The organism is Gaoshiqia sediminis, assembly GCF_025907915.1.
GTDB classification, from domain to species: domain Bacteria; phylum Bacteroidota; class Bacteroidia; order Bacteroidales; family Prolixibacteraceae; genus Gaoshiqia; species Gaoshiqia sediminis.
This window is the reverse complement of sequence record NZ_JAPAAF010000052.1, coordinates 1-17,790: the sequence shown is the minus strand read 5'-3', so window position 1 is coordinate 17,790 and position 17,790 is coordinate 1. Positions and strand designations below refer to the sequence as shown.

Genomic DNA, 17,790 nt, shown 5'->3' with positions numbered 1-17,790 from the left:
GTATCAATTGTTGGCTGAGGAGAAGCCTGTTTGGGCAGTGCCTGGGAAACTGCCTCACTTACGATTGCCCTTAGTTCGTCGGGCGTTGTTACAATGATGTTCGGCATAATACTCAAATTTATAGTTACACATCGTTTTGAATTTGAGTGTAAAATAAAAATGAATATAATTGAAAGTCAATTAGATAAATGGCGTTACACAAGTAAGCCTATGACGACATTTTAAATCAAATATTAGCGGGAAAGTTGGAGCAGACATTCGTTTTATTGTCAGATTATATCAAATCGATACGATGTAAAGTTGAAAACTTTTTTTACTTTTTATTTTTTTGTTTTTGAAGTTGTTTCAGGATCAGGTCAGGAGGGAAGGTTTCGGTTTTGGATAAAGCTTCTGATTGTACGGGGGTTATAAATTTCTCCCGGATCCATTTATCCAGCGTTGGTCGCGATATTTTCAACATTTTGGCGATCTCTTTTTTTGATACGATCGTTTCACCGTTGAAGGTTTTGATGTATTCTTTATTTACTGCCAAATAAGTTGTTAGGTTGCGTATTGCCTTGTCCACATTTTGGATTCGGGGCGTAATTTTCTTTTTAACGGAAATTTCGATGGTGTCCATATCGTAATCAGCCAGTTCTGGGTTTTTCTGCAACTCGGAGACAATCGTCTTATAAATTGCAGTTTGCCTGGCTAATATTTTGTATTGCTTACGACGGGCCATGACTATTTCAACAATTTCTTTGCTTTTTCCGTTAGGTGATAGCCGCCAGTTTTAGGTGCTCCCCTAAATTCAATGATTTCTTTTTTCCGCAGCAAACGTAAGTATCGTTCAATAGTAGAAAGTCCTCTTTTTGTACGGGATGCAATCTCTACTGCATTCAGTCCTGCTACATTCGTAAGAATGCTTATGATGTCATAGACATTTTCATTTACACCCTCATTTACACCCTCATTTACACCCTCGCGAATAAGCCTTAAAACATTATCATGTTGACTGGCATTGGTTTTTACTCCTTTGTTTACACCCTCGCTTATTTCATCTTCTGCGAAGAAAGCGGGATGTATTGGAAGTGTTGTTATGAAGTAACTGTAATTCTCGTCGGTTTCAAATCGAGGTTCGGGCGAACCGTTCCTCTCCATTTCCCTGCGGATAATTGGAATCCCGGTTCCCCTGCCTTCAGTCATGTCCAATTCTTTCAGGAAATCGCCAATCCTCCGATTCCGATACCTTCGGTTATGAATTAGCCCTTTTTGAATCTCCTCCATTTTGGCACTTCGGTCAGGACCTCCCTGGTTGACGATCTCAATACAATCCGGTAAAATCCGTATTTCAACCGGTTCCCTGATTTCCCAATTTCTGTGATATAGGGCATTCACAACACTTTCCTCCAAAGCACGGAATGGATAATTCCAGACCCTTTGGGCTTCTGCCCGGTCAGGCAATTTATGGATTCGTTCTTTTAATACAATACTTTCCAGTTGGCCCAGTGCTTTTTGTATCTGCACATAAACCGGGCCCGTTATCGCTGGTTTCTCAAAAAATACAGGGTCGCCCAAGCCATTGGGAAATTCAACAATTTCGATTCGAGAATAGGGAAAGAACTTCTCCGGCCGGTAATTAAACATCATCAAGGCAATATTTTTGGGATAAAGCAATTCGCTGGGCCCGCTTATCAAATCCATTGCCCTGTAAATCTCATTAATGGGGGTGGTTTCAATTTGTTCTGCCAGGGAGCTGTTCACATTCTGTAAATATTCCCTGACTAAGAGCGGTGATATATCTTCAACACTTGCTTGCGTATTAATCCTGTCGTCGAACGGTGTTTGACGGGTGAGGCTTATCAATTCGTCGCGTTCGTCTTTGTCTGCCTGGACTGTACTTGCATATCTCCGGATGTAGTACCGGTGTTTTTTATTTTTCTTTACAGTTACATCTTCGGGAACCTCGTAAGGGCGCTGATTTCCTCCCGGAACCCATATGACCAGAATTGAAGCATCATCAATTGTTTCAATGCTGATTTTAGGATCGTAGTGAGGGTTGATCAATTTGTTGTATTCGACCATCTTCTTTTGAATAGCATCCAGTTCATCGACAGCAATACCGGTAACAGGACGTTTTGCCCTTCCTTTTTCTTCTTCAGCGCCAACAATGATATAGCCTCCACCAATATTCTCAAAATCATTGGCGAATGCACAGATTGTCCGATAAATCGCTGCCGGGTTCCATCCCTTTTTGTACTCTATCCGTTCACCTTCAACGATTTTTCCAGAAATCAACTTTTCAATATTAATGTGTATTGCCATGCAGGTTTATTTGGGTCTATAAAAATACAAATTTGAAAATCGTTTAATCGCCAAAATTCGTCAGAAAACTTGCGTTCTTAACCCGTTCTTCTTTTTCAAAAGAGGCCAAATAGTTTTCTGTCGTCTTCAAATCATTATGGCCTAAGCTTTCCGAGATATAGGCGATGTTTGAACCTGATCTTTTTAAAACAGTTGCGAAGGAATGTCGGGCAGAATAAGTACTTAATCCCTCTATACCAATGGCTTTCCCTATTTTTCGAAGGCGACGATTGCAATTACTTATAACATCCCTTGTCCTGGCCTTTATTCTTGCTGGCGATTCATCACCTTTGAGAAAGTTAAAGATGTAACTATCTGGGCTTTTGTCCTTATTCCCCCATCGCGTCATGATAGCCTCCATCTCCGTCGTTACGATAGCACTAATTCCCTTTTTTACTTTTGCCGTGGTTCTTGTCTTTGCTCTCATAAACGATATCTCCCCATTCTTTATATTCGAACGTTTCAATGTCAGCATATCCGCAAAGTTGATCCCATTACAGAGATAGGAGAAAAACCACATGTCCCTCGCATGTTCAATCGCCTCGCTACCATCAGAATAATTCACGAGCTGTTTAATCTGTTGTAGCGTCAATGCAAGCTTTCTTCCCTGTCCGGTCGGGATCTCATATTTCCCCCTACCAAAAGGATATTGACTTTCTTTAACAATATGAGCTTCTTTTGCAATGTTCATTACGGCTCGAATTGCCCGACATCTCATCCCCACTGTGGTATAAGACTTACCTTCCTGCAACAGATGTTTCTCGAATTTGCGCAACCAATCCGGAGTAACTGAATCGAAACCAATATTTTTGCCCGCAAATTTTTCAATACTTTTCAGTGTATAGCTATAATACTCATGGCTGTTAATCTGTTCATTCCCGCGCAGGTTCTCTATTTTTAACTGAAAAGCTTGATTTAATGTATCACTTGCATTTTTCCCGAGGTAACTGTTTAATGCAGCCAGCGAAAAACCGCCTTCCCGTTCTAATTTTATTACAGCATCTTTTACTTTTTCGAACGAATATTGAATATCATCACGTATTGAAATCTTATTTCGACTTCTCGTTTCTGGTAAGTTGTCCCAATCATCTATGCTCATTTTCTTTCCTGTAGCGTAGTATTTTCGTACTCTTTTAAAAGTTACACGTATCTTTACAGGAAATATCTCTCCTTTCAATTCTTTTCGTTGATCAAGAATTGAGGCGACTGTTATTCCATTATTTGCATAAGTAAACATGGGCTCCTAATATATTCCGTGTGCAATAAGTATTTGCACACAATTTGCACACAAAATTAGTCTATCCATCCAAATTAAGCAAAAAATAAATAGTTCACCTACCAACATAAAATACTACACTACTGACAATTGCACAATAGATATGAAATTATAGAAATTAAAGAAAACAGATTTTTTCTGATTCATAATCATGAGGTCGCCGGATCATGCCCGGCTCTCGCTACTTAAAAATCAAGCAGTTAAGAAAGCTTCTTAGCTGCTTTTTTATTTTGATACATACCAGATACTTATAGAATGGATCAATTCGAAAAGTTGTGGGATTAATCCCCGACCTGGAACAGGTGCCGGAAATTAAAGCCGACATCCAGGAGGGAATTGACGACTTGCCCTCCTTTCTTCGGGATAAAGTAGATGTTTCAACGTCAGGAAACATCGTTAAAAAAATAAAACGGAGCAACATTGCGTACTCCTGGGCACGTATCGGGATAAGCCTTGGGATCGCATTTTAGGACTATCAAACTCATGGACCTGGCTTGCCAATATGAAGTTGCTTACGTCTTCTGTTTCTTCTTTTTGGCGGCAGGAAACAGCACATTGTTCAGGATGAGCCGGTAGCCAGGTGAGCTGGGGTGAAGGTTCAGGTCGGTTGGCGGATCGCCTACCAGGTGACGGTAGTCTTCCGGGTCGTGCCCTCCGTAGAAGGTCCAGAAGCCTTTGCCGGTTTCGCCGTGAATGTACCGGGCTTCACCGGCAGCTTTGTTCTCGCCCATCACGAGTACATTTGGCTTGATTAAACGGGCATCAAACGCCGTGGTCTGCCCCATAAACCCTTTGATTATGCGGCTGTGGTTTTGAGTAAGCATGGTGGGTATGGGGTCCCACTTGGCCGAGAAATCGAACAAGGTAAAGAAATCCTGATTTTGCTGCACCTTCCGCGTGGTGGACACATCTATGTCGGAAAACTCATAAACATATGGGTTCGGCTCGACGGTAAAATCGGTAAAAGCCAGGGTTTGCTCATAGTCTAGTTTCCCGTTCATGTCAGGGTCGGCCGGGTCTCCATCGTACATCGACTCGCAAATATCCACCTGTCCGGCAGCCATCGCAATATCATAAGTATCGGTAGCCGCGCACATGGCAAACAGAAAGCCCCCCAGCTCCAGGTAATTCCGAACTTCGCTTGCCACCACCCGTTTCATCTCAGATACTTTCAGGAAACCAAGCCGTTGTGCCAACTCCTGGTTGGTGCTCACTTCTTCCTGGTACCAGGGCATATTTTGATAATTCCGGTAGAACTTCCCAAACTGCCCGGTAAAATCTTCGTGATGAAGGTGAAGCCAGTCGTAATCTTTCAGCTTTCCGCCCAGAATTTCTTCATCGTAAATAATGTCGTACCTAATTTCAGCGTAGGTGAGCACCAGCGTTACAGCATCGTCCCAGGGCTGTTTGTTGGGCGGCGAATAGACGGCAATTTTCGGGGCCTTTTGCATGCTCACAGCATCCTGGTTCACTTCGGGACGGGCCATGTCGGCCAGCAAGGCGTTGGCCTGGGCATCAGCCAGCTGTTCGAGGCTTACCCCGCGTACAAGGCATTCGTTTTCAACCCCGGCGTCATAAGGAATAAGAAAGCTGCCACCCCGGTAGTTGAGCAACCATTTCACCTCGATGGCACGTTCGAGTGCCCAATAGGCAATTCCGTACGCTTTGAGATGATTTTTTTGCCGATCGTCCATCGGCACCAACAGGTACACCGCCAGGCTTTGCTGAACGAGCAACACCAGGAAAGCCAGCAGCATAAAAGCCTTTCTGCGGCAATCAGAACGGAACAAAGTCGGAACCCGGTTTTCCATACGAACCCACGTTTTCGGTTTCAAAACCCGTATTGGCAGGCATGGCCGGAGCGCCCGGGTCGGCATTCATTTTCGAACTGAACGTTTGCCCAACAATACCGCCACCAATCTCTTCGGGAATAACACTCTCCAGATCACAAAACTTAACCTGCTGTTTCTTGAAGGCCAGTTGCACATCGCCCACCGAACCGTTCCGGTGTTTGGCCACAATAATCTCGGCCACGCCCAACAAGGAGTTCCCGTTTTCGTCCTCCGTAATCCCGTAATATTCGGGACGGTGGATGAACAGCACCAAGTCGGCATCCTGCTCAATGGCGCCCGATTCACGCAAGTCGGACAACTGAGGGCGCCTTCCTTCGCGCGATTCCACCGCACGGCTCAACTGCGACAAGGCCAGAATCGGAATATCCAGCTCCTTGGCAATGGCTTTCAGCGAGCGCGAGATCATGCTCACTTCCTGCTCGCGGCTGCCCCGACCCACATCGCCGGCAGTCATTAGCTGCAGGTAGTCCACAATCACTACACCAATATCGTGCTGCATCTTCAGGCGCCGGCATTTTGCCCGGAACTCAAAGATGGATAGCGCCGGGGTGTCGTCAATAAACATGGGTGCATCTTCCAGCACATTCAGTTTCCGGTTGAAATGTTCCCATTCCCAGTCGGCCAAACGCCCGTTTTTAATTTTTTCGGAACCCAGTTCGGTTTCGGCGGCAATCAAACGGTTGACAAGCTGCACCGATGACATCTCCAACGAAAACACGGCAACGCCTTTTTTGTGCTCAACAGCCATGTTACGCGCCATGGAAAGAACGAAAGCCGTTTTACCCATGGCCGGACGGGCGGCAATGATGACCAGGTCGGTTTTTTGCCAGCCCGAGGTCATGCGGTCGAGCGCAGTGAAACCACTGGGCACACCGCTCAGGCCGTCTTCGCGCAACGAAGCCTGCTCAATCAGCATGGCTGCTTCCTTCAGAATAGGCTTGATCGGCAAGGTTTCCTTTTTGATGTTTCCTTCGGCCACTTTGAACAGGGCCGTTTCCGAGAAGTCAATCAGGTCGTCCACGTCCATGTTGGTATCGTACGCTTTGGCCTGAATTTCGGACGACACGCGAATCAGTTCGCGCTGAATGTATTTCTGAGCGATAATGCGGGCGTGAAATTCGATGTGTGCCGCCGAAGCTACGCGGCTGGTCAATTGGGTGATATACAGGGGACCGCCCACTTCGTCGAGCTCGTTCCGGTTTTTCAGTTCCTGGGTAACCATCAACAAGTCAACCGGCTTTTCGTGGGTTGATAGATATTTTATCGCTTCAAAAATTTTCCGGTGTTCCTCTTTGTAAAAACTGCCCGTATCAATGATATCAGCAACAGACACGTATGCATCACGTTCCAGCATCAAGGCTCCCAACACGGCTTCCTCCACATCTAGTGCTTGCGGCGGCAATTTTCCATACTGGGCATTAATCTGCTCAATGGTCGGGCTTGCTTTAGTATTTGTCCGGGTATTTTTACGTTCTCCTGCCATAATAATTAATAATGTACCAACTGACTGTCAGCGCCTTAATATCAACAAAGTTTTAAAAGTAAAAGGTTTTAAAGGTAGCCAAGCCACCTCAAAATGGAAATAAATTGTCCGGTAAGTTTTAAACAATCGGGGAACTAAAATGATAACAACTTGTTCAAAAATAACCGTTCGATTTTCTCGATACGAAACACAGACAGCATCCCTCATCAAAAACCACGCGTAATTTCTTCCAGAACAACGTGTGGTTTTCAGGAAAAGGAAACGTGATTTATCGGAGCCCGTCCTGAATGATCAGGGTGAGCATATCTTTCAGGTCCATGCCCATGGCGGCAATTTGTTGCGGGATAAAGCTGGTAGCCGTCATTCCGGGGGTCGTGTTCACTTCCAGGAAGTAGAACTTGCCGTCCCTCAGGATAAAATCGACGCGGACAATGCCCTTGCAGTTGCACAAATCGTAAATTCGGGAGGCCAGCTGCTGGCATTCGGCAGTGAGTTCGGGGGAGATGCGGGCCGGGGTAATTTCGTCGGTCATCCCCTTGGTGTACTTGGCCTCATAGTCGAAAAATTCGTTTTTAGGCAGCACTTCGGTAATCGGGAAAATGATTTCCTGCTCTTTCAATTTGACCAACCCGCACGTAAACTCGGCGCCTGCGATAAATTCTTCCACCAGGGCTTCGTCGCTTTCTTCCCAAGCCTTCTGCACAGCATCTTCCAGGTCATCCACCGACTTCACCTTGGTGACACCAAAGCTGGAGCCCCCCGCGTTGGGCTTTACAAAAACCGGAAGTCCCAGCTGATTGGCCAGTTGCGCAGCATCAACCGGCCGACCTTTCATCACCCGAACGGATTTGGCCATGGGGATGTTGAAATTACGCAGGTAGTTGCAGCAGAAATATTTATTGAAGGTAAGCGCGGAAGCATGAACGCCACAAGAGGAATAAGGAACATTCATCAACTCGAAATAGCCTTGCAGGATGCCATCTTCGCCGGGGGTACCGTGAATGATGATATAGGCATAGTCGAACGCTATTTTCTGCCCGTTGTGAGTGAAACTGAAGTCGCCCTTATCCACATCGGCAATTTTTTCACCGTTAACCACCACCTTCCAGGTTTGGTTTTTCATTTCCACCAGCCAAGGTTGAAACAGGTCCCGGTCGATAGATTCATACACATTTTTTCCACTCTGCACAGAGACCACAAATTCAGACGAGTCGCCTCCGTAAACCACGGCAATATTTTTTTTCATACAAAGTTGAGTTTCGAGCGTTTACTCCAGCCTCCGCCGGAATCGGGCTTCAATCGTTAGTCGCTAATCGCCAATCTTCAATCACTAATCATCAATCTTCACTCCCCGTCAGGTTCCGGTTTGAGATGTAGTCGCGCCATTTGTTGATGGCCTCGGTCATATCGGCAGCAAGTTCCGAGTCGAACAGCATTTCCTCGCCGGTTGTAGGATGAACAAAGCCCAGCGTTTTGGCATGAAGGGCCTGCCTGGGCAATATTTTGAAGCAATTCTGCACAAACTGCTTGTACTTCGAAAACGTGGTGCCCCACAACACCTTATCGCCGCCATACGTGTCGTCGTTAAACAGCGGATGGCCAATGTGCTTCATATGGACCCGGATTTGGTGGGTGCGTCCGGTTTCGAGCTGGCATTGCACCAAACTGACATAACCCAACTCTTCGATGAGCTTGTAATGCGTTACGGCAGGCTTTCCGTACTCGCCATCCTCATAAACCGTAAACACCTGACGATCCTTCTGGCTGCGTCCAATATGCCCTTCGATAGTCCCTTCGGGTTCCTTTAGCCGCCCCCATACCAGAGCCACATACTGACGTTTAGTTGTTTTTTCAAAAAATTGCAGGGATAGTTTCGTTTTGGCCAGTTCGGTTTTAGCCACCACCATCAGTCCCGAGGTATTTTTATCGATCCGGTGCACCAGTCCCGGCCGGGGATCGCTGCTTTTAAACAAAGGCAAATCCTTGTAGTACCAAGCCAATGCGTTTACCAGGGTGCCGGAATAGTTTCCGTGGCCCGGATGAACCACCAGACCTGCCGGTTTATTGATCACAATTAATTGATCATCCTCATAAACAATGTCCAGCGGAATATCTTCGGGGATAATTTGCAGCTCGCGCCGGGGAAAATCCATCACAATAGCCACCTCGTCCCCTGGCTTCACTTTATAGTTCGATTTGACCGCACTGCCGTTCACCAGGATGTTTCCGGCATCGGCCGCTGCCTGTATCCGGCTCCGGGAGGCATTGTCGATGCGGTTCACCAGATACTTGTCCACGCGCAGTTGCGACTGACCGGGATCCACCAGCAGTTTGTAATGTTCGTACAGTCCGTTCTCTTCCAGCTCGTCCTGTTCATCAAATAGATCGTCTCTTTCTTCCAGCATTAAAATAATTCGTTTTCTGGTTCTTCTGTGTCTTCTGTTTCAGGAGTAAATTTTGTGTCATCCAGGGTCAGCCACAAATCGATGGATGTTCCAAGGTCGATTTCGCCGGTAGTGGCGGCCTCGGGGCGTTGTTGCCAGATTTTTGCCTGAAGCGAATCTTGTCCGGTTGCTACTGTTCCGTCGTAAATAACGGCTCCTACCTGAAGAAACAGCGTCCCCAGCTCGCTTTTGGCCTGCTCCAGGGTTACCCCAACCAGATTGGGCACCACCGTTTTTTCGCCCGAGCCGGACTTCCCGATCACCAGATCAATGGCCGATCCTTTGCCTACCAAAGCGCCTGTGGCAATATCTTTGCCCTCCAGCTGTTGCGACAACACCAGGTTGGGATATTCGGAGAAGACATAGGTAACCTCGCCCACATTCAGCCCTGCTCCTTGCATAATGTTAACAGCCTGTCGGAAAGAAATATCGGTCAGCTTGGGCATCGCCACTTGCTCGGGATTTTTGGCACAAATGGTCAGAAAAACCGTACGTCCTTCCTTTACCAAGAAACCGGACACCGGAACCTGATCAATTACTGCTCCGGGATTAACGTTGGCCACGTAAAGCGAATCCACCACCTGATAGTTCAGGTTTCTTCCCGCTGCAAGTTGCTCTGCCTGTTCAAGTTCCATCCCCGAAAAATCGGGCACAGCAAACGATTCTCCATGATTGGTGTACAAGCGGATGCCCCACATGGTAATCAGCAGAACGACAACCGTAATACCGATGGCAAGAAGCAGATTTTTCAAGAAAACCTTACTGGTAAGATATGCTTTGAAACTCATGATGAAAGCAGATTGATTCTTTAAAACAAGAAACAAAAATAGCTTAAAATTTAGTATGCGAAAGCCGGAATTGTCCCGAAAATAAAAATCTGACAGCAACCAGGATCGCACGAAGGAATGGCCCAAACACACAAAAAGGTAAAGAATCGTAATTCTTTACCTTTCTATGCAGTATAACGTTCCGGGTATTCCTTAACGTTTATGTCTTGGTTCGTCAGAAACGGTCAGTTTTTTTCTACCTTTGGCACGACGTGATTTTAACACCAAACGCCCGCCCACAGTAGACATTCTTTCGCGAAAACCATGCTTGTTTCTACGCTTTCTGTTCGATGGTTGAAATGTCCTTTTCATTGGTAAATATTTTTATATGAGTGTACTCCCGTTTATTTCGGACTGCAAAAATAAATCTTTTTTGATTCCTTCCAAAATATCACGGGTTATTTTCGGTTATTTTTCAATTCGAGGTGAATGACTTTCTTGGTTTCAAAAAACTCCTCCTCGAAAAAATCGGACAACGCATACAGTTTTACTTGATTTTTAAAGTGTTCGAGCTCCTCGTCAAAGTCGCCCCCTTTGAGGTAAAGAATGCCGTTGGCCAATTCGTTTTGTTGCCGGGCGCTAACTTTGGTCCTCACCAACGACACAAATTTAGGGAAAGCGGTCACGGCGCGGCTGATGATAAAGTCAAACTGACCGGGAACTTTCTCGGCCCGGTTTTGCTGTGCGCGGACATTTGTCAACCCCAGGCCAGCAGCCACCGCCTCCACCACGCTGATTTTTTTCGCGATTGAATCGACGAGCAAAAATTCCGCTTCGGGAAACATGATGGCCAGCGGAATCCCCGGAAAACCGCCACCGGTACCCACATCCATGATTCTGGTGCCTGGCTTGAAGCTGATCACTTTGGCAATGCCTAGCGAATGGAGTACGTGCCGTTCGTATAACTGATCGATATCTTTCCGCGAAATGACGTTAATTTTTTCGTTCCACTCGCGGTACAACCCCTCCAACGCTGCAAATTGCTCCAGCTGACCGGCGCTTAGTCCGGAAAAATATTTTTGAATGATTTCCATAGATTTTTTCAGTGACAATCCATTTCATACAAGGCAACAACAGCAATACAGGTTCGCTGCCTCAATCGAACAGTGTTGATTTACCATGCCATGCAACTAATCCTCATGATCATCCATCTCGGTGGACTCAATCATTTTGAAGAGCATTTCGCGGGCTCTGAAAAGCTGAGCCTTTACTGTACCAAGGGGCAAATTTAGCTCTTTAGCGATTTCCTCATACGAATATTCGTGAAAGTACCGTAACTCAACCAAGGTCCGGTAGCGGGGTTTCAGGCGATGGACGATCCGGCGCAGCAAAATGGCTTTCTGGATACGAATGAGTTTTTGTTCCGGATCGGGGTCAATGGACTTCAGCTTGATAGGCGGATCATTGTCGCTGTTTTCCTGCGTGTTTTCAATCGAAATAAGCACACCTTTCCGCTTCCGTAAAAAGTCGATGCAATTATTGGAGGCAATTTTAAACAACCAGGTACTAAATGCATAGTTTGGCGAATACTGGTGCAGGTTTTTGAAGGCCTTGCCAAACGCTTCAATGGTCAGGTCTTCCGCATCGCTTTTGTTATTGACCATCTTCAACAGCATGTAATAGATGGCATCCTTGTATTTGCTCAACAACTTGGCAAATGCCTTTTCTTCGCCTTGCAAGGCTGCCTCAACCAAGGCATAGTCTTGCTGTGCTTTGTCGGATAAGTTCGGATTTAATTCCATTTATTTCGTTGCAGGTGAATGTATATTCTTGCCCAATGATACAGGCCTATAACCGGGCTAACAAAAACGTACATTAACGAAGATAGGAAGATTTTCCGTTCATTCAAACGATTCAACAAAGTTTTAACCATAAATAGATGGAGCAGCCACACCAACAAGACGGGCCAAGTGAAGACCATCCAATTTTGAATTTCCGTGACTAAAAGCCAACCAAAGCCAGCGACAAGAAAAATCCCGGACAATCCATCCATCAATAATAACAACTTTTTGAACACCCCCAAATCGCGCCACAGCAGGATCCGCTTGCGTACCAGATCGATAAATTCAGGTTTCCCGAGCGATGCATTTTCGGACAACCGTGTTTCGGATGTCACTGAGGCTTCCACCTTTTTTTGTACAAATTGATTAAAGACAAGTTCGAGATGAGCAAAGTGGGCGTTCATTTTTCCCCGGAAACCGTCCACCTCAAAATATAGTTGTTTATTGAACAACACATTTGACTGCTGATAAAACAGGGACAACCCCGCCGAGGAATAGGCCGCAGAACTCAAAAAGGCAAAAAACCGTTCCACCCGACACAGTCGGTTATACAAGCCAGGCCGGGCTGAATAATTCAGATAATTTAAGGAGATGTCAGCCGAATCGGATGCCTGCTCACTGAGCCGCTGCAGAAAATGTGCATCCAACGTATCGGTTTCGGGGGACACAAAAACCACCCAATCATATGTCGCAGCTTTCAAGGCCAGATTCATGGCCAATTTCTCTGAGAAACGGGTCTCCTGCCGTAACGAACTGAATTTCAATCTCGGATATTTCCTCGCCATCACCCCAATGATGGTCAAGGTGGCATCTTCTGAAAAATCATCCACCACCACGACTTCAAACTCTGGATAATCCTGCTGAAGCAGTTGCAGCAAAAGTTTCTCAATTCGTTCCTCCTCATTCCGAATATTCATCAGCACGCTGATCGGACGGAAACGATTGACTTGCGGATTTTTCTTCCGGAAAAATAGCCGAAAATAAAATCCGAACTGAAACAACAGGGTAAGCTGAAATCCGGCCAGCAACATAACATAGCCGGACCATTGCAGCAGGGTACGATCGAAGAAATCTGGGGCCATGGTCAAATTTTGACCACAAAATTAATAATCACGCCGGTTTTAAGATACCGCCCTATTTAATATTTTCTTGATCATACACAAAAGCACGTTTTCCCCGAGGTATAACTTTTATAGTTATCTTTGACCACTCAAAAAAACAAACATGGATTTTACGCTTAAACATCAGGCAGTTAACTCAGAAGCACGCGCAGGTCTCCTGCAAACAGGCCATGGCGCCATCGAAACGCCGATATTTATGCCGGTAGGAACGGCCGGCTCGGTAAAAGGCATTCATAAAAAAGATTTAAAAGAAGACATTGGAGCCCAGATTATTTTAGGGAATACCTACCATTTATATTTGCGTCCGGGTATGGACATCATTGAACGGGCCGGTGGTCTGCACAAGTTTAACGGCTGGGATGGCCCCATCCTTACCGACAGCGGTGGCTACCAGGTTTTTTCGCTGGGTGACATACGTAAACTCACGGAAGAAGGCGCCCGGTTTCAATCCCACATCGATGGTTCGTACCACTTGTTTACCCCTGAGAGCGTGATTGATGTGCAGCGCAAAATCGGCGCCGACATCATCATGGCCTTTGATGAATGCACGCCCGGCGATGCCGAATATTCGTACGCCAAAAAATCACTGGAACTCACCCAGCGCTGGCTCGATCGCTGTGTCATCCAAATGGATAAAACCAAACCGCTATACGGGCACAACCAATCGTTGTTCCCCATTATTCAGGGTGGCGTTTACCCCGATCTGCGCGAGGCGGCTGCCAAACACGTAACAACTATTCCCAGTGATGGTTATGCCATTGGCGGCTTGTCGGTCGGTGAACCCGAAGCAGACATGTATGCGATGATTGAAGTGGTGAACCCCATTCTGCCGAAAAACAAACCTCGTTACCTGATGGGCGTGGGCACGCCGGTAAACATTCTGGAAGCCATTGACCGCGGCGTGGACATGTTCGACTGTGTGATGCCCACCCGGAACGGACGAAATGGCATGTTGTTCACTCAGGAAGGCATTATCAACATACGTAATAAAAAATGGGCCGACGATTTTTCGCCAGTTGATCCAAACGGCACTTCTTTTGTTGACCACCAATATTCCCGAGCTTTTTTACGCCACCTGGTGATCTCGAACGAAATGCTTGGCGCACAAATTGCCAGCCAACACAACCTGGCTTTTTACCTTTGGCTGGTGAAAGAGGCCCGCAGGCAAATTCTGGCCGACAACTTTAAAAGCTGGAAAGAAATGATGGTTAAAAAACTGGCCCGCCGGTTGTAAGGCATATCCAGCCAGGCCAAACAAATTTAAGTACTGAAAATTAGTCACATGAAGCTTCCGAAGTTATTCAAAATAGACATCTACATTATCCGAAAGTTCCTGGGAACATTTTTCTATTCAATCGCTCTGATTATCAGCATTGCAACCGTCTTTGACATTTCGGAAAACCTGGACGAGTTTATCTCGAAAGATGCGCCTTTAAATGCCATTGTTTTTGACTACTATCTGAACTTCATCCCCTACTTTGCCAATCTTTTCAGTGCCCTTTTCACTTTTATTGCCGTTATTTATTTCACCTCCAAGCTGGCCTACAACTCCGAGATTATTGCCATTTTAAGCAGTGGTGTTTCCTTTCACCGGCTCATCCGTCCCTATATGATAGGAGCATTCATCATCGCCGTTTTTTCGTATGTACTGGGGAATTTCATCATTCCGCCGGCCAACAAAAAACGGGTCGATTTCAGGAATACATACATCAATACCAACTACCGCGGGCTTGAACAGAATATTCACCGACAGCTCAGCCCGGGGACATATATCTATATGAAGACCTACAACACATCGAACGATGTGGGGCACAAATTCACCATCGAAAAGTTCGATGACGGAAAACTGGTCTCAAAACTTTCGGCCGACTACATCAAGTGGGACCGTGAAAATAAAAAATGGGAAATCAACAATTATGTCATCCGTGATATTGACGGTTACAAGGAAAGCATCACAACAGGAACCAAAATTGACACCACCCTGAATATGTCGCCCGAAGACTACCGGGTCGTGAAAAACCTGGTTGAAACACTGGCCCTGCCCAGGCTCAACAAGGAAATAAGGGACATGCAGCTGCGCGGGGTAAACTCAACCGAATATGAGATTGAAAAACACAAACGTCGGGCGCAACCCTTCTCGGCATTCATTCTCACCCTCATTGGAGCGTCGCTGGCTTCGCGAAAAGTAAAAGGCGGGCTGGGGCTTCACTTGGGACTCGGCATTCTGATCAGTTTCTCGTACATCATGTTCATGCAAATATCTACAGTATTTGCACTTTCCGGAACAGTGCCGCCATCGATTGCCGTCTGGATACCGAATGTCTTCTTCGGTGCACTGGCAGGATACCTTTACAAACAAGCCAGCCGATAATGATAAACCAAGGCAAAAGTAAAAAGGCAAAAAGCGAAATGAACCGCCACAGCAGCATGGGCATACTGTCAAAGCACCCACGCTTTCCAATTGGCCAAGCACAAGCTAAAAATTTCAAACTTGTTATAAAATTGTTCAAAACCAAAGAACTTACAGAAAGTTCACAGAAAAGTCAAAATGTTTTATAAAACACCTTTGTCTGTGAAAAAATTATAATTTTGCCGCGTAAAACTTGCTCACATTAACGTGATTACGAGATGAAACTCCGGGCAACCGGAGCATTTTTTTAAATTAAAAACTATTTACTATGTCGCTGAAAAGGAATATCCTGGACCTCAGAAAACGCAAGGATGAGGTACTCAAGGGTGGTGGTGAAAAAGCCATTGAAAAACAAGTCGCGATGGGAAAACTCACCGCCCGCGAACGGATCATACACATCCTGGACGAGGGCTCATTCCACGAATATGATATGTTCGTGGTGCATGAAGCCCGCGATTTCGATATGGATAAAATGAAACTGCATGGTGACGGTGTCATCATCGGCACAGGCACCATTGAAGGTTCGCCGGTGTGTATTTTCGCACAAGACTTTACCGTTGCCGGAGGTTCCCTTGGACTGATGCACGCCCGGAAAATCACCAAGATCATGGACCATGCCCTGAAAATGCGCGTCCCTTTGATCGGGATTAACGACTCGGGTGGCGCCCGCATCCAGGAAGGGGTCAATTCATTGGCTGGTTATGGCGAAATCTTTTTCCGCAATACCCTCGCCTCTGGTGTTATTCCGCAGATATCCGTTATCCTTGGCCCGTGTGCCGGTGGTGCAGTTTATTCTCCCGCGCTTACCGACTTCGTTTTTGTGGTTGAGAACATTTCGAAAATGTTCATCACCGGACCAAGTGTAATTAAAACTGTTTTGGGTGAAGAAATTTCGATGGAAGACCTGGGTGGCGCCCGTGTACATGCAGAAATAACAGGAAATGCACATTTCTATGCAGAAAGCGAATTGGAATGTTTCGAGCAGATCAAACAATTGATTTCCTATATTCCCTGGAACAACACCCAAAAAGCAAAATCTCAGGAACCGGCGAAACCTACCTTCAAAAAGAAAATTGAAAACATTGTCCCGGGAGATGCAAAAATGCCATACGACATCCGTGATATCATCAAATCAATTACCGACAAATCGGAATTCTTTGAAATCATGGAGCTTTTTGCGCCGAACCTGGTTATCGGCTTTGGCCGTATGGACGGCGAAACGGTCGGTTTTGTTGCCAACCAGCCCAAAGTACTGGCCGGTGTGCTTGATTGCGACAGCTCTGATAAAGCCGCCCGCTTTATCCGCTACTGCAACGCCTTCAACATCCCAATTATTACCCTGGAAGACCTGCCAGGATACTTGCCGGGAGTTGACCAGGAACATGCAGGCGTAATCCGCCACGGCGCAAAAATCCTGTATGCCTACAGTGAAGCAACCGTACCTAAAATTACCGTGATTATCCGCAAAGCCTATGGTGGTGGCTACATTGCCATGAACTCGCGCCACCTGCGTGCCGACTTCGTATTTGCCTGGCCAACTGCGGAGATTGCCGTAATGGGTCCCGAAGGGGCTGCCAACATCGTATTCCGCAAAGAAATTGCCGAAGCCGAAGATCCGGAAGCTATGCGCCAGCAGAAAATTCAGGAATACAAAGATAAATTTGCCAACCCATACGTAGCCGCGGCCCGTGGTTATATCGATGAGGTAATTGAACCCCAGGACACCCGCAAAATGTTGCTGCACGCCCTGAAAGTTTCGGCAAACAAATCGATTTCAGGCCCAGCGAAGAAACACGGAATACCCCCATTTTAAACTAAAAATGACCGATTATGTCAGAAGAAAAAGTTGAAACCATTATTGTACACAGCGCTGTATATAAAACAGAATACACCACCAAATACAGAAATCGTGTAAAATGGGAAAAACCGGACGAAAACGAACTCTACTCATTCATCCCGGGAACAATCATTGACGTGTTTGTGAAACCCGGAGACAAATTGAAAGAAGGAGATCCGTTGTTAATCCTGGAGGCGATGAAAATGCATAACATTGTTCAGATGCCCTTCAACGGTAAAATTGTTTCCGTGCATGTAAAAGTAGGTGACAAAATTCCCAAAAAGCACCTGATGATCGAAATCATCCCACAATAAACAGAGGAGGCCGTCTCAAAACAAAATTTGGGACGGTCTTTCTTTTTCTGGATTTTGGAGATTTTAGATTTTGTAGTTGGTTTGTTTATGGTTCCATATGG

General features: G+C 46.0%; 17 protein-coding genes. 5 read left to right on the top strand and 12 right to left on the bottom strand.

What is annotated here, in order from left to right; genetic code table 11:
* Window positions 1-313 precede the first annotated feature (313 nt).
* The 3 genes from N2K84_RS18885 to N2K84_RS18875 are packed head-to-tail and all read right to left on the bottom strand — an operon-like array spanning window position 314 to window position 3,580.
* Entirely contained in the window at window positions 314-721 is a 408-nt protein-coding gene (locus N2K84_RS18885) for a MerR family transcriptional regulator (RefSeq protein WP_282593396.1), read from the bottom strand.
* Between the two features lie 2 nt (window positions 722-723).
* On the bottom strand, window positions 724-2,304 hold the full coding sequence (locus N2K84_RS18880) for an RNA-binding domain-containing protein (RefSeq protein ID WP_282593395.1): 1,581 nt from the start codon (window positions 2,302-2,304) through the stop codon (window positions 724-726).
* A gap of 43 nt (window positions 2,305-2,347) precedes the next feature.
* Window positions 2,348-3,580 (bottom strand): site-specific integrase, encoded by a 1,233-nt coding sequence (locus N2K84_RS18875; RefSeq protein ID WP_282593394.1) that lies wholly within the window; start codon window positions 3,578-3,580, stop codon window positions 2,348-2,350.
* A gap of 314 nt (window positions 3,581-3,894) precedes the next feature.
* Here N2K84_RS18875 and N2K84_RS18870 point away from each other — a divergent pair, with 314 nt between their 5' ends.
* On the top strand, window positions 3,895-4,089 hold the full coding sequence (locus tag N2K84_RS18870) for a hypothetical protein (RefSeq protein ID WP_282593393.1): 195 nt from the start codon (window positions 3,895-3,897) through the stop codon (window positions 4,087-4,089).
* A gap of 42 nt (window positions 4,090-4,131) precedes the next feature.
* Here N2K84_RS18870 and N2K84_RS18865 read toward each other — a convergent pair whose 3' ends face one another.
* The 9 genes from N2K84_RS18865 to N2K84_RS18825 form a co-directional block, all read right to left on the bottom strand.
* Window positions 4,132-5,430 (bottom strand): hypothetical protein, encoded by a 1,299-nt coding sequence (locus N2K84_RS18865; protein WP_282593392.1) that lies wholly within the window; start codon window positions 5,428-5,430, stop codon window positions 4,132-4,134.
* The gene (dnaB, locus tag N2K84_RS18860; protein WP_282593391.1) at window positions 5,396-6,955 is read right to left on the bottom strand and encodes a replicative DNA helicase; all 1,560 of its coding nucleotides are present in this window, start codon (window positions 6,953-6,955) and stop codon (window positions 5,396-5,398) included. Before dnaB ends, N2K84_RS18865 begins: the two co-directional genes overlap by 35 nt.
* A 268-nt stretch (window positions 6,956-7,223) precedes the next feature.
* Window positions 7,224-8,201 (bottom strand): D-alanine--D-alanine ligase, encoded by a 978-nt coding sequence (locus N2K84_RS18855; protein ID WP_282593390.1) that lies wholly within the window; start codon window positions 8,199-8,201, stop codon window positions 7,224-7,226.
* Window positions 8,202-8,292: 91 nt separating this feature from the next.
* Entirely contained in the window at window positions 8,293-9,360 is a 1,068-nt protein-coding gene (locus N2K84_RS18850; protein ID WP_282593389.1) for an RluA family pseudouridine synthase, read from the bottom strand.
* Window positions 9,360-10,187: a PASTA domain-containing protein gene (locus N2K84_RS18845; protein WP_282593388.1), complete on the bottom strand. Its 828-nt coding sequence runs from the start codon at window positions 10,185-10,187 to the stop codon at window positions 9,360-9,362. The genes N2K84_RS18850 and N2K84_RS18845 overlap by 1 nt, the downstream gene beginning before the upstream one ends.
* A gap of 192 nt (window positions 10,188-10,379) precedes the next feature.
* Window positions 10,380-10,538: a 50S ribosomal protein L34 gene (rpmH, locus tag N2K84_RS18840; protein ID WP_282593387.1), complete on the bottom strand. Its 159-nt coding sequence runs from the start codon at window positions 10,536-10,538 to the stop codon at window positions 10,380-10,382.
* Window positions 10,539-10,624: 86 nt separating this feature from the next.
* Window positions 10,625-11,260: a 16S rRNA (guanine(527)-N(7))-methyltransferase RsmG gene (gene rsmG / locus N2K84_RS18835; protein ID WP_282593386.1), complete on the bottom strand. Its 636-nt coding sequence runs from the start codon at window positions 11,258-11,260 to the stop codon at window positions 10,625-10,627.
* A gap of 96 nt (window positions 11,261-11,356) precedes the next feature.
* A complete protein-coding gene (locus tag N2K84_RS18830; protein ID WP_282593385.1) occupies window positions 11,357-11,968 on the bottom strand; it encodes an RNA polymerase sigma factor in 612 nt (203 codons plus the stop codon).
* A complete protein-coding gene (locus tag N2K84_RS18825) occupies window positions 11,959-13,089 on the bottom strand; it encodes a glycosyltransferase (protein WP_282593384.1) in 1,131 nt (376 codons plus the stop codon). The genes N2K84_RS18830 and N2K84_RS18825 overlap by 10 nt, the downstream gene beginning before the upstream one ends.
* 142 nt (window positions 13,090-13,231) lie before the next feature.
* Here N2K84_RS18825 and tgt point away from each other — a divergent pair, with 142 nt between their 5' ends.
* From tgt to N2K84_RS18805, 4 genes are all read left to right on the top strand, one after another.
* Window positions 13,232-14,362, top strand: coding sequence for a tRNA guanosine(34) transglycosylase Tgt (tgt, locus tag N2K84_RS18820; protein ID WP_282593383.1), 1,131 nt, complete (start codon window positions 13,232-13,234; stop codon window positions 14,360-14,362).
* A 48-nt stretch (window positions 14,363-14,410) separates the two neighbouring features.
* Window positions 14,411-15,499, top strand: a complete 1,089-nt coding sequence (locus N2K84_RS18815; protein ID WP_282593382.1) for an LptF/LptG family permease — start codon at window positions 14,411-14,413, stop codon at window positions 15,497-15,499.
* Between the two features lie 307 nt (window positions 15,500-15,806).
* A complete protein-coding gene (locus N2K84_RS18810; protein WP_282593381.1) occupies window positions 15,807-17,351 on the top strand; it encodes an acyl-CoA carboxylase subunit beta in 1,545 nt (514 codons plus the stop codon).
* 17 nt (window positions 17,352-17,368) lie between these two features.
* Entirely contained in the window at window positions 17,369-17,689 is a 321-nt protein-coding gene (locus N2K84_RS18805; protein WP_282593380.1) for a biotin/lipoyl-containing protein, read from the top strand.
* The last annotated feature ends 101 nt before the right edge of the window (window positions 17,690-17,790 follow it).